Source organism: Brevundimonas sp. (assembly GCF_018608325.1).
Classification (GTDB): Bacteria; Pseudomonadota; Alphaproteobacteria; order Caulobacterales; family Caulobacteraceae; genus Brevundimonas.
In genome coordinates this window covers 1-13,426 of sequence record NZ_JABAZW010000011.1, presented here as the reverse complement: position 1 = coordinate 13,426, position 13,426 = coordinate 1, and the positions used below count along the sequence as shown (strand labels likewise).

General features: G+C 63.5%; 9 protein-coding genes. 2 read left to right on the top strand and 7 right to left on the bottom strand.

Features of this window, described 5'->3' with window-relative positions; all coding sequences use genetic code 11:
- The first annotated feature begins 238 nt into the window (after positions 1-238).
- Positions 239-658, top strand: coding sequence for a hypothetical protein (locus QZ281_RS01155; protein WP_292223715.1), 420 nt, complete (start codon positions 239-241; stop codon positions 656-658).
- Positions 659-713: 55 nt separating this feature from the next.
- Here QZ281_RS01155 and odhB read toward each other — a convergent pair whose 3' ends face one another.
- The 7 genes from odhB to QZ281_RS01120 all read right to left on the bottom strand — a co-directional run bounded on the left by odhB (position 714) and on the right by QZ281_RS01120 (position 12,583).
- Entirely contained in the window at positions 714-2,228 is a 1,515-nt protein-coding gene (odhB, locus tag QZ281_RS01150) for a 2-oxoglutarate dehydrogenase complex dihydrolipoyllysine-residue succinyltransferase (protein ID WP_292223712.1), read from the bottom strand.
- A gap of 42 nt (positions 2,229-2,270) precedes the next feature.
- Positions 2,271-5,282 carry a 2-oxoglutarate dehydrogenase E1 component gene (locus QZ281_RS01145; protein WP_292223709.1) on the bottom strand — a complete coding sequence of 1,004 codons (3,012 nt, stop codon included), beginning with the start codon at positions 5,280-5,282 and terminating at the stop codon, positions 2,271-2,273.
- 252 nt (positions 5,283-5,534) lie between these two features.
- A complete protein-coding gene (sucD, locus tag QZ281_RS01140) occupies positions 5,535-6,437 on the bottom strand; it encodes a succinate--CoA ligase subunit alpha (protein ID WP_292223706.1) in 903 nt (300 codons plus the stop codon).
- Between the two features lie 12 nt (positions 6,438-6,449).
- Positions 6,450-7,328, bottom strand: coding sequence for a glycosyltransferase family 2 protein (locus tag QZ281_RS01135; protein WP_292223704.1), 879 nt, complete (start codon positions 7,326-7,328; stop codon positions 6,450-6,452).
- A gap of 47 nt (positions 7,329-7,375) precedes the next feature.
- Positions 7,376-8,566, bottom strand: a complete 1,191-nt coding sequence (gene sucC / locus QZ281_RS01130) for an ADP-forming succinate--CoA ligase subunit beta (RefSeq protein WP_292223686.1) — start codon at positions 8,564-8,566, stop codon at positions 7,376-7,378.
- 157 nt (positions 8,567-8,723) lie between these two features.
- Positions 8,724-10,232, bottom strand: a complete 1,509-nt coding sequence (locus QZ281_RS01125; protein WP_292223684.1) for an MFS transporter — start codon at positions 10,230-10,232, stop codon at positions 8,724-8,726.
- 122 nt (positions 10,233-10,354) lie between these two features.
- Entirely contained in the window at positions 10,355-12,583 is a 2,229-nt protein-coding gene (locus QZ281_RS01120; RefSeq protein ID WP_292223682.1) for a TonB-dependent receptor, read from the bottom strand.
- 178 nt (positions 12,584-12,761) lie between these two features.
- Between QZ281_RS01120 and QZ281_RS01115 the strand changes: the two genes are divergently transcribed.
- On the top strand, positions 12,762-13,426 hold a 665-nt coding region (locus QZ281_RS01115; RefSeq protein WP_292223679.1), incomplete at its 3' end, for a TetR/AcrR family transcriptional regulator.

Genomic DNA, 13,426 nt, shown 5'->3' with positions numbered 1-13,426 from the left:
AGAATATGGCCACCGTTTTCGCGCGCTGTAATCCGGCAAAGTACGCAAGACGAGCGATCGGCGGCGGATCGAAACCTTTAAGACACAACCGGCGATATGCGAGCTTACGCATACCACTGTAACTAATCGACGTTCACGATTGCAGATTCCAAGATGCGCAACCCCAGCTTTTGCGTGGTGCGCCCTCGCCTCCGGCGCCATAATGCGCCGCTCAAGCCCCAAGTGACGCGAGCACACCATGGCCCTGGCCGAGATCGTCCGTTTTCAGGATGTGTATGAAGCCGATCTGGCGGCGGCCTTCCTGGCCGACCGAGGCATCGACGTCGATGTGACCGAGCGTTTCCAGACCACCGTCGATCCTTTGATGCAGCGGGCTCTGGGCCTGCGGCTTATGGCTCCGTCGGATCAGGTGGAGGTGGCGCGTGATCTGCTGGCGCGCGCGGCGCGAGGAGAGTTCGCCGCCGACGATGAAGACGACCTGCCTCCCCCAGACCTGACAACCCGCAACCTTGGCCGGGGCATGGCTCTGGCGTTGGCGTCCTCGGGCGCATTCTGGGGCAACAGCCTGCCCCGTCGTCTTCGGACAGTGCACTGGGCAGGCATGACGCTGATCCTGGGCATCGTCGCCCTGTCGCTGATCACCGCCTTGTCGCTCTGAACGGCCAGCATCGGAATTAGAAAAGGCGGCGAGAGCCTCGCCGCCTTTTCAGGTCTTACAGGTCCAGCAGGGCGCGCTGCGGGTCTTCCAGCAGTTCCTTGACGCGAACCAGGAAGGTCACGGCTTCCTTGCCGTCGACGATGCGGTGATCGTAGCTGAGCGCCAGGTACATCATCGGGCGGATCTTGACCTCGCCGTTGATGGCCATCGGACGCTGCACGATGTTGTGCATGCCCAGGATGCCCGACTGCGGCGCGTTCAGGATCGGCGTCGACATCAGCGACCCATAGGTGCCGCCGTTGGTGATGGTGAAGGTGCCGCCCTGCATCTGGTCCATGGTCAGGGCGCCGTCACGGGCGGCCTTGCCCAGTGCGCCGATGCCCTTTTCGATGCCGGCGAGCGACAGGGTGTCGGCGTCGCGCAGGACCGGAACCACCAGGCCCTTGTCGGTGCCGACGGCGACGCCGATGTCGTAATGGTTCTTGTAGATGATGTCGGTGCCGTCGATCTCGGCGTTGACCGCCGGGATTTCGTGCAGGGCCGCGACAACCGCCTTGGTGAAGAAGGACATGAAGCCCAACTTCACGCCGTGGCGCTTCTCGAAGACATCCTTGTACTGGGCGCGCAGGGCCATGACGTTGGTCATGTCCACCTCGTTGAAGGTGGTCAGCTGAGCGGCCGTGTTCTGGGATTCCTTCAGGCGACGGGCGATGGTCTGACGCAGGCGCGTCATCTTCACCCGCTCTTCGCGCGGCTGGTCGGCGCGCGGCGCGGCAGGCGCAGCAGCGGCGGGAGCAGCAACCGGAGCGGCGGCGCCGATGGCGGCGATGGCGTCCGCCTTGGTGATGTTGCCCTTCGGTCCCGTGGCGGCGATGGCCTTGGGGTCCAGGTTGTTTTCACCGACCACGCGCTGAACGGCGGGCGACAGGGTTTCGTTCTTGGCGCCCGAAACCTGAGCCGAGCCGGTGTTGGCGGGCGCAGCAGCCGGAGCCGGGGCAGCAGCCGCAGGTGCGGAGGCGGCGCCCGAAGCGGCGACAGAGCCGATCTTCTGGCCCGGAGTGACGGTCGCGCCTTCGTCGGCGATGGTCAGGACGCCGTCAGCCGGAGCCGAAACCTCGACCGCGACCTTGTCGGTTTCGATCTCGACCAGCAGTTCGTCCTTCTTGACCTGATCGCCGGACTTCTTGACCCACTTGCCGATCGAACCTTCAGCGACGCTTTCGCCCATCACCGGCACAGTGATGTCGATGGCGGCGGCGGCAGGGGCCGCAGCAGCCGGAGCCGACTTGGCCTCAGCCTTGGGCGCTGCAGCGGCCTTGGCCGGAGCCGCCGACGCGCCTTCCGAGACCACGCCCAGGACCGTGTTGGGGACGACGGTGTCGCCCTCACCGGCCTTGATGTCGCTCAGGGTGCCGTCTGCAGGCGAGACGACTTCCAGCGAGACCTTGTCGGTCTCAAGCTCGACCAGAACTTCGTCCTTCTTGACCGCATCACCGACCTTCTTGGTCCATTTCGCGATGGTGGCTTCGGAGACGGATTCACCGAGTGCGGGGGTCAGGATGTCGGCCATGTCAGGTCCAGCTTGTCTCTAGGTCGGTCTTTTGGGGGTGTATCAGGCGAAGGCTTCGTTGGTGAAGGTCTCGAGTTCCTTCAGGTGTCGGCTCATCAGGCCCGCCGCCGTGGAGGCGGAGCCGGGACGACCGACGTAGCGACCGCGCTTGGACGCGACGTCCAGCTTGTCGAGCGTCAGTTCCAACCACGGGTCGACGAAGGTCCAGCCGCCCATGTTCTTGGGCTCTTCCTGGCACCAGACGACCTCGGCCTTCGGGAAGCGGGCCAGTTCCTTGCGCAGGGACTGGATCGGCCACGGATAGAACTGCTCCAGACGCAGGATGTAGACGTCGTCCACGGCCTGACCGTCCTTGGCCTTCTTCTCGCGGGCGTCCAGCAGGTCGTAATAGACCTTGCCCGAGCACAGGATGACGCGACGGATGTCCTTGTCCGCCTTGATCTTGATGCCGGCGACGTCGGGACGCAGTTCGGCGTCGTCACGCAGCAGGCGGTGGAAGGACGAACCCTCGGCCAGATCCTTGAGGCTGGAGACCGCCTTCTTGTGACGCAGAAGCGACTTCGGCGTCATCAGGATCAGCGGCTTGCGGAACGACCGGTGCATCTGGCGACGCAGGATATGGTAGTAGTTGGCCGGCGTCGTGCAGTTGGCGACCTGCATATTGTCTTCAGCGCACTGCTGCAGGAAGCGCTCCAGACGGGCCGAGGAGTGCTCCGGTCCCTGGCCTTCATAGCCGTGCGGCAGCAGCATGGTCAGGCCGCTCATGCGCAGCCACTTGCGTTCGCCAGAGCTGATGAACTGGTCGATCACCACCTGAGCGCCGTTCACGAAGTCGCCGAACTGGGCTTCCCACATCACCAGGGTGTTGGGGTCAGCCAGCGAATAGCCGTACTCGAAGCCCAGCACCGCTTCTTCGGACAGGGCCGAGTCGATCACTTCGAAGTTCGCTTGGCCTTCGCGCAGGTTGTTCAGCGGCATGTACCGCTCTTCGGTCGTCTGATCGATGATGCCCGAGTGACGCTGCGAGAAGGTGCCGCGCACGGAATCCTGACCCGACAGGCGGACCGGGAAACCTTCATCGACCAGCGAGGCGAAGGCCAGGCTTTCGGCCGTGGCCCAGTCCAGGCCCTCACCCGAGGTGATGGCTTCGCGGCGGCCGTCGATGACGCGTTTCAGCGTCTTGTGCATGTCGACGCTGTTGGGGATCGTGGTCAGGCGGTGACCCAGATCCTGCAGCTTGGCCAGGGGAACGGCGGTTTCGCCGCGCGGTTCGTCCTTGGGCGCCTGCAGGCCCTTCCACTGGCCGTCCAGCCAGTCAGCCTTGTCAGCGGACCAGGTCTTGCCGGCTTCGAACTGGGCGTCGAGGAAGGCTTCGAAACGCGTGATCTCGGCGTCGACATCGGCCTGGGTCAGCACGCCCTGCTCGACCAGACGCTGCGAATACAGCTCACGCGTCGAAGGTTGAGCGCGGATCTTCGAATACATCAACGGCTGGGTGAAGGTGGGATCGTCGCCTTCATTGTGGCCGAAGCGGCGGTAGCAGAACATGTCCACCACCACGTCCTTGTGGAACTTCTGGCGGTATTCGGTGGCCACCTTCGAGGCGAAGACGACCGCTTCGGGGTCATCGCCGTTGACGTGGAAGATCGGCGCCTGAACCATCAGCGCCACATCCGACGGATAGGGCGACGAGCGCGAGTTGCGCGGGCTGGTGGTGAAGCCGATCTGGTTGTTGATGACGAAGTGCAGGGTGCCGCCGGTGCGGTAGCCCTTCAGCCCCATCAGGGCGAAACATTCAGCCACGACGCCCTGACCGGCGAAGGCGGCGTCGCCGTGGATCAACAGCGGCACGACCTTGGAGCGGTCCAGCGCCCACTGGCCTTCCGGCACGCCTTCGTTGGCCTCGCGGATGTCGAACGCCTGTTTGGCGCGCGCCTTGCCCAGAACAACCGGGTTGACGATTTCAAGGTGCGACGGGTTGGCGGTCAGCGACAGGTGAACGTGGTTGCCGTCGAACTCGCGGTTCGAAGAGGCGCCCATGTGATATTTCACGTCGCCCGAGCCTTCGATGTCGCTCGGCACAGCCGAACCACCCTGGAACTCGTGGAAGATGACCTTGTAGGGCTTGCCCATCACGGCGGCGAGCACGTTCAGACGGCCGCGGTGGGCCATGCCCAGAACGACTTCGTCAACGCCCAGATTGCCGCCACGCTTGATGACCTGCTCCAGCGCCGGGACCATGGCCTCGCCGCCGTCCAGACCGAACCGCTTGGTGCCGGGGAAACGCTTGTGCAGGAAGCGTTCGAAGCCTTCGGCCTCGATCAGCTTGTTCAGGATGGCCAGCTTGCCTTCCTTGGTGAAGGCGTTCTGCTCGAACTTGTCCGGGCCTTCGAAACGCTGCTGAAGCCAGGCCTTCTCCTCCGGCTCGGCGATATGCATGTACTGAATGCCGATCGTGCCGCAGTAGGTGCGCTTCAGGATCTCCAAGACCTGACGGATCGAGCCGGTCTGCAGCCCCAGAACACCGTCCAGGAAGATCGAGCGATCCAGATCGGCGCTATTGAAGCCGTAGAACTCAGGCGTCAGTTCCGGGTTGTCGACCGGCTGCTCGATGCCGAGCGGGTCAAGCTGCGCCTGCAGGTGGCCGCGCACGCGATAGGCGCGGATCAGCATCAGGGCGCGGATGGAATCGTGGGCGGCGGCGCGGATGACGTCAGCCGAAACCTCGACCGGTGCAGCCTTGGCGGCGGCGGCCGGTGCAGCACCCGCCTTCTTGGGATCGACCTTGGGAGCGGGCCAGCGGCCATCGAAGACGCCGGTCTCTTCGGTCGGCTCGGACGCAACGCCGCGTCCCCAGCCGCCGGCCTCAGCCGAGGCCTTCACGCTGGCGGCGTTGTCGCGCAGCTGGTCGAAGAAGGTCTTCCATTCGCCCGAGACGGAGGCCGGATCATTGGCCCACTTCTCGTGGAGTTCCTCAATGTAGGCGGCATTGGCCCCGTAGAGGAAAGAGGTCTCGGCAAAGACCTGATTCAGCCGACCTGCATCGTCCGCCATAGTTCTCGTCTAATCCCTGGACCCGACCGGACACATCTCCGTGAGGGGCGCGCCATTCATATAGGCCCGCTTTCCTAATGGGTCATGGCCGAAAGGGGGCAATTCGGTGAGAATTTGGTCGCAGGGGTTAAAAAAACGCCCCCGACCAAAGTCGGGGGCGCCAATCTGAGCCGTCATCCGCACATTTGATGCGCAGATCGGATTGTTACAGCCTCGCCTTCCCACTCGGAAAAGGAGAAAGCTGAACCTAATTCAGCCCTTGAGGACTTCGACCAGGGTCTTGCCCAGACGTGCGGGCGAAGGCGAGACCTTGATGCCAGCCGATTCCATGGCGGCGATCTTGGACTCTGCATCGCCCTTGCCGCCCGAGACGACGGCGCCGGCGTGACCCATCGTGCGGCCCTTGGGTGCGGTGCGTCCGGCGATGAAACCCGCCATCGGCTTCTTGCGGCCCTTCTTGGCTTCGTCGATCAGGAACTGGGCTGCATCTTCTTCCGCGCCGCCGCCGATTTCACCGATCATGATGATCGAGGTGGTTTCCGGGTCGGCCAGGAACATCTCCAGCACGTCGATGAACTCGGTGCCCTTGACCGGGTCGCCGCCGATGCCGACCGCCGTCGTCTGGCCCAGGCCTTCGTTGGTGGTCTGGAACACGGCTTCATAGGTCAGGGTGCCGGAGCGCGACACGATGCCGACATTGCCCTTCTTGAAGATAGAGCCCGGCATGATGCCGATCTTGCATTCGTCAGGCGTCAGGATGCCGGGGCAGTTCGGGCCCAGCAGACGCGACTTGGAGCCTTCCAGGCGGCGCTTGACCTGAACCATGTCCAGCACCGGAATGCCTTCGGTGATGCAGGTGATGAAGGGAACCTCGGCGTCGATGGCTTCGATGATCGCAGCGGCCGCGCCTGCAGGCGGGACATAGATCACCGAGGCGTCTGCCCCCGTGGCTTCCTTGGCTTCGGCGACCGAAGCATAGATCGGCAGGGTTTCGCCATGCGAGCCCGTCCAGTTCGTGCCGCCCTTGGTCGGGTGCACGCCCGCAACCATCTGGGTGCCGTGATAGGCCAGCGCCTGCTCGGTGTGGAAGCCGCCGGTCTTGCCGGTCAGGCCCTGGACGATGATCTTGGTGTCTTTATTGACTAGGATGGACATGTGAGGCTCTCTCTAGACAGTCAAATCGTTGGTTTTATTTGGAATAATCAAGTTGAGGCAGCGAAGGACAAAGGTCTGGAATCCGCCGACGACATAGATCCGCCTGAACAGTTCGACCTCGGCGCCCAGGCGGCGCGCCCGGCCGTAGATCGTCGATTGCAGGCTTCGCTTTCGTCCCATCTCCATCGTGTCCTGAACCGCCAGCCGCCGATCCCACTTGGCGCGCCATTGCTCCAGGCTGATGGCGTCATAGTGGGCGAGGTGAAGAGTCTTGGCCAATGCGGCCCGAAACGGAACCCCGTCACGCTTGGATTCGTGGATGTCGACCTCGATGCCGCCAAGCCCCGTCCTGACCGCGTGCTTGCCCATGTCGTGACCGAGCAGGCCCTTGGTGAAGAACCCGCCGCACCCCGGATAGACCAGATGCGGAAGAATGGAGCTGAGCGGCCTTCCATAAGATTTGCGGAAGAAGGCCGCGCCATACTCCTGGGACAGGTCGTGCCGGGCGTCAAAGACCGCCTCGACCGTGCGGAAGATGACAGATTCCCGGCTGGGTTCAATCCTGGCCAGAAGATCGGCGATCGATCCCTCGCCCAGAATGAACTCATCGACATCGACCACCAGAAGCCAGTCGGCGTCCGCGCTGCGGTAGGCCAGGTCATAGACCGCCCGCTGACGGTTCTCGACGCTGTCGGGGCGAACACCCAGATCACGCCAGAAACCGTCGTCGCAGGCGATCACCTCACCGCCTTCGAAGTCCCCCGCCAAGGCCGTCTCGCCGTCGAAGAAGACGCGGATGCGATCCGCGCCTCTGCGCCGGTAATGGGCGATGAAGGTGGCGATGTGCCGCTCCGGCGCCAACGCCAGAGCGACCACTTCGAACTTGGCCAAGGCCTGTCTCCGACCGGACCCGTTTCAGGGACGGTGAGCGAACGAACTCAGCCGATGGCCGCGACGATCTTCTGAGCAGCGTCGTCCAGATCGTCAGCGGCGGTGATGGCCAGGCCGCTTTCGTTCAGGATCTTCTTGCCCAGTTCGACATTCGTGCCTTCCAGACGCACGACCAGCGGCACCTTCAGGCCCACTTCCTGCACGGCTGCGACCACGCCTTCGGCGATGACGTCACACTTCATGATGCCGCCGAAGATGTTGACCAGAATGCCTTCGACCTTGGGGTCGGCGGTGATGATCTTGAAGGCTGCTGCGACCTTCTCCTTGCCGGCGCCGCCGCCGACGTCGCAGAAGTTTGCAGGCTCTTTGCCGTACAGCTTGATGATGTCCATCGTCGCCATGGCCAGACCCGCGCCGTTGACCATGCAGCCGATGTTGCCGTCCAGGGCGACATAGGCCAGGTCCCACTTGGACGCTTCAATTTCCTTGGCGTCTTCTTCGGTCTCGTCGCGCAGTTCCTTGATGTCTTCGTGGCGGAACAGGGCGTTGCCGTCGAAGCTGACCTTGGCGTCCAGAACGCGCAGGCGGCCGTTTTCCATGACGATCAGCGGGTTGATCTCCAGCATCGACATGTCCTTCTCGACGAAGGCCTTGTAGAGGATGGGGAACAGCGACTTGCCGTCTTCGGCGGCTTCACCCGTCAGGGCCAGCGCGTCGTTGATGGCGGCGACGTCGGCTTCGGTCACGCCTGCAGCCGGGTCGATGACGACCGACTTGATCTTCTCGGGCGTGTCGTGGGCGACGGCTTCGATGTCCATGCCGCCTTCGGTCGAGACGACGAAGGAGACGCGGCCGAACTCACGGTCGACCAGCAGCGAGCAATACAGTTCGCGGGCGATGTCGGCGCCGTCTTCGATGTAGAGGCGGTTGACTTGCTTGCCGGCGTCGCCCGTCTGGGCGGTGACCAGGGTGTTGCCCAGCATGTCCTGAGCGTTCTTGATCACATCTTCGATCGAGAAGGCCAGACGCACGCCGCCCTTGGCGTCAGCAGGCAGTTCCTTGAACTTGCCCTTGCCGCGACCACCCGCGTGGATCTGCGACTTCACCACATAGAGGGGGCCAGGCAGTTGCTTGGCGGCGGCTTCCGCCTGATCCGCCGAAGTGATGGGCACGCCCTCGGCGACGGGTGCGCCGAAACCTTTGAGGACCTGCTTGGCCTGATATTCGTGAATGTTCATGAGGGACCGCCGCAACCGCTGCTGGGAAAGTTGCGGGGCTTATAGGCCCCGGCTGTTCGCAGGCGCAACAGCCGGGGCCCATGCTTTTGGTCTAGAGCCTGATCCGCTGAGATGGAACCGCGCAGCGGTTCCGTCTAAAACGATCATGCTCTAGCGGTTAGTCGACCCAGTCGCGCTTGAGCGTGCGCGAAGCGCTGAACAGCAGCACAGCAGCCAGAACATAGAAGCCCATGCCGGTGTAGATGGCCCAGCGCAGGCTCTCGTCGCCGAAACGGGGGGCCAGCAGATCGCTCATCCAGCCGAAGTAGAAGAAGCCGACCGCGATCCCCAGCAGGTTGTTGATCAGCAGGAACAGGGCCGAAGCGGTCGAACGCATGGCCGACGGCACCAGATGCTGCACCGCCGCCGACACAGGACCCAGCCACGCCAGGTTCAGACCCGTGGGCAGCAGGAAGATCAGGAAGGCCAGGATCAACTGCTGCGAGTGGCTGCCGCCGCCCGGCAGCACCAGACCGATCAACCAGGGCGAGTTCATCGCCAGGATGAAGCAGGGGGCCGAGATCAGGAAGGCGATGGCGGGAACCAGCGGATAGGCGCCCTTGCCGCGCTTGGACAGTTTGTCGGCGATGGCGCCGCCCATCCAGATGCCCAGAATGCCGCCGATCAGGGCGATGCCGGAATAATACCAGCTGGTCTGGGCCAGGGTCAGGTTGAAGCTGCGCATGAAGAACAGCGGCAGCCAGCCCGCCACGCCGTAACCGCACACTGACGAGGACGCAGCGCCCAGGGCCAGCAGCCAGAAGCTGCGCTTGGGAATGACCACCGAGGCCGTGCGGCGCGCCACCATCAGCGAAACCCCGATGACCACAGCCAGCAAACCGCCAAACACGAACAGAAGCGGATTGCCCAGCTTCAGGCCCGCGAACTGGACCAGAGCCGCCAGGATCAGGGCGCTGGCGCCGATGCCCAGCATGATCTGGGCGGCGATCTTGCCCGCCTTGTCGGAACCGGCAGGCGCCGCGGCCAGAGCCTCAATCTGAGCCTGCGTCTTGACCGCATCCGTCCCACCCCGTTTGGGGTCACGCACCGTCAGGCGCAGCAGCGGCGCCACCAGAAGGCCCAGCAGACCCACGACGATGAAGGCCGTGCGCCAGCCATAGGTCGCGGCCAGCAGACCACCAACCAGCGTGCCCGCCGCCATGCCCAGAGGAATGCCGAAGGCGAAGACGGCCAGGGCCCGTGCGCGTTGATGCGGCGGGAAATAATCCGAAATCAGCGAATAGGCCGGGGCCACGCCGCCCGCCTCGCCCACGCCAACGCCCATCCGGCACAGGAACAACTGGGTGAAGGAGCCCGCCATGCCGCACAGGGCGGTGAAGCCCGACCAAACAGCCAGCGCCCCCGTCATGATCCAGACGCGGCTGTACCGGTCCGCCAGCCAGGCCAGAGGAATGGCCAATGTCGAATAGACCGAGGCGAAGGCGATGCCGCCCAGCAGGCCGAACTGACTGTCCGACAGACCGAACTCGGCCTTCAGCGGCGCCGCCAAAATCCCGATGATCTGCCGATCCAGGAAGTTCAGCATGTAGATCAGCACCAGCACCGCCAGCACATAGAAGCGATAGGCCGGGCGAACCCCCTCCGCAGTTTGAGCCTCAGTGGTCATCGCAACTCCCTGGGTACATTTTTATTATCAACGATAAGCCTAGCCGTAAGCGGATCGTCTGCAAAGAAAATCAGGCAGCGATCCAATGACCGCCGCCTGTTCAAGCCTATGTCGTATGCCGGTCAGAACCGGTAGGTCAGACGCGCCGAATAGGTCGTCGGCGGGCCATAGAAGCCGCTGATCGAGTTGTTGTAGGTTGCGCCGGGGAAGCTATAGCCCCCGACCTTGTAACGCACGTCAGTCAGGTTGCGACCAAACAGCCCGACCTCCCAACGCTTGCTGGGTGCGATCCAGACCACGCTGGCGTCCGCCAGAACATAGCCCTTCTGGTCAAGGATCGGATCGGGCGCGTCGAACAGGTGGTAGCTGGAACGATAGGACAGCGACGGCGTCACGCGGATTTCACCGCCCAAAATATCACCGCGCCAGGTCATGCCATAATAGGCCGACCATTCCGGTGAGTTCTGCGGCTTGCGCGTGTCGGAGATATCGACCGGCGAACCGGTGACCAGAGTGATGAACTTGTCGAACTCGTTCTTCAGATAACCCAGCGAGAAGTTGGCGCTGATGTCGTTGGTCAGGAAGGCGGACCCTTCCAATTCAAAGCCGTAGATGGTCGAGGCGCCGGCATTGTCGACGACCGAGGCGATGCCGACGGCGGGCGCCGTGGCGACCTGCTGGGTCGTGATCTGCTGATCCTTATAGTCCGAATAGAAGACCGCCGAGGCAAAGTTCAGGCGCCGCTCGAAGGCCGAACCCTTCAGACCCAGCTCATAGGTGGTGACCGTCTCGGGCTTGTAGCCATTGACCGTCTGGGGGACCAGGGCGGCGTCGCCACGCATGTCCCAGCCACCCGATTTGAAGCCCTGACCGACCGAAGCATAGCCGGTGATCTCATCGCTGAAATCATAGGAAATGCTGGCGCGCGGCGTGAACTTCTCGAAGGTGTCCGAGGCCTTGTAGTTGGTGCGGGTCGCAAAGATCGGACGATCCACGCCGCCCGTGAACGGCGAACGCGTCGCGCCCAGATAGAAGAGGCGCAGGACCGAGGCGTCCTTCTTGTCCTGCGTATAACGCCCGCCCAGCGAGACATGCAGGCGATCAGTCACATTGTAGCTGAAGTCGGCAAAGGCCGAGAACGACTTGGTGTCCACCGAACCGGACGCCGCAATCGACAGGCCCAGGTTACCGGCGATGGTGTCAAAGGCGCCCGACGAGGTGCCGTCCAGATAGAACAGACCCGCCACACCGGACCAACGATCGCCCGTGAACAGGGCCTGCAGTTCCTGCGTGAACTGGTTGTCCGAATAGATGGCCGGAACATCCAGCGTTGCGGCCGGCGTCTGGTCGAAGTCGATGACGGTCTTGGTGTCGCCGCTGCGATAGGCGCTGATCGACTTAAGGGTCAGCCAGTCGTTGACGCGATATTCGCCGGTCAGCGACACCCCATCCGTGACGACCTTCTGCTCGCCCTCGATGCCGGCGTAGGTGTCATACTTGCCTGCAGGAGGATGCCAGAGACCGTCCGTCGAGGTCACTTCACGGTGCCCGTGACGGGGGCTGGAGTTGTCCTCGACTCGATCCCAGGCCAGACGGAAGAACAGACTGTCGTTCGGCGTCCACTCCGCACTGGCGCGATAGGCGGTGACATCCTTGTCGTACTGATCCTGACCGGTATTCAGGTTCTTGCCGTAACCATCGTGCTGGTACGAAGCGATCGCAGCGCCGACCGCAAAGGTGTCGCCGACCGGGACCGAACCCGAGAGCAGGAAGTTATGCTCGTTATAGGAACCGACCTCGGCCCGCGCCGTCAGGCTGGGGTCCTGCCCCAGACGCTTGGTCACATATTTGATCGCACCGCCGATGGTGTTGCGGCCGTACAGCGTCCCTTGCGGGCCACGCAGAACCTCGATGCGCTGGATATCAAAGATGTCGAGCACGGCGCCCTGCGGACGGGCCACATAGACGTCGTCGATGTAGAGGCCAACGCCCGGTTCAAAGCCCCACAGCGGGTCCTGCTGGCCCACACCACGAATGAAGCTGATCAGGGTGGAGTTGGAGCCGCGCGCAATCTGGACCGTGGCGTTCGGCGTCTGTTGCTGCAGAGCCGTGATGTCTGTGGCGCCCGTCTGCTCCAGACGTTCGCCACTGATGGCGGACACTGCGACCGGCACATCCTTCAGTTGTTCATCGCGACGGCGAGCGGTGACGACGATGTCGTCCACAGTTGCTGCACTCGGATTTGCGCTGGTGCGCTGCGCAGCCGCTTCACCATCCTGAGCGACAGCAGCGCCTGCAAGCACGCCCCAGGCCGCACCAGCCAGCAGAACGCACTTCACATGATTATTCATGACCTTAACCCCTGTTGTCGTTTCCAGCCTATCGACGCCTTTATTCAGCGTTCAATGATTTCCACGATTGTTGACGCGCTTTGAGCTGGCTGTCAAACCTTCACTATTCCCTTGCGTCACCCTGCGACCGGAGCGTGGCGCCGTTGCACCAGGGGCTGTGGCCGCATAGCGTGGGCATATGAGCAAGACTGACACTGCGATTCCGCTGCGCCCTGTCGCCGCCGCGCGACGCAAGCCGCCCGGCGAGGCGCCTTCCCGTCGTGGACGCCCCCCAAAGGCACAGGGCAATGCGGCAGGCGAGACGCGCGAACTGATACTGGATGCGGCTGAGGACCTGTTCTCGAAACACGGCTTCTATGGCGTGACCATCCGTGAGGTGGCCCGTGAGGCGGGGGTCGATACAGCCCTGGTCCACTATTATTTCGGCGCCAAGCGCGAACTGTTCGACGCTGTCTTCCTGCGACGGGCCGAGGTCTGGAACAACGACCGCGTCGCCGCCATCAACCGTTACGCCGAAGACGCCGGGGCCGACATGACACTGGAAGGCCTGCTGGAAGCCTTCCTGCGGCCGCCGTTCGAATGGTCGCTGAAGGGCGGGCCGGGCTGGAAACACTATGCCGCCCTGGTGGCCCAGACCAACGCCAACCCGGCCTTCGGCGGCGAGACCATGGCGCGCTATTTCGACCCGGCCATCCACCGTCTGATCGAACTGATCGCCATTGTCCTGCCGGACGCCAGCAAGGTCGATCTGTACTGGGGCTATCACAATCTGTCGGGCGCCCTGACCCTGACACTGGGCGAGACAGGGCGTCTGGACCGGCTGTCCGGCGGGCTGGCGCGATC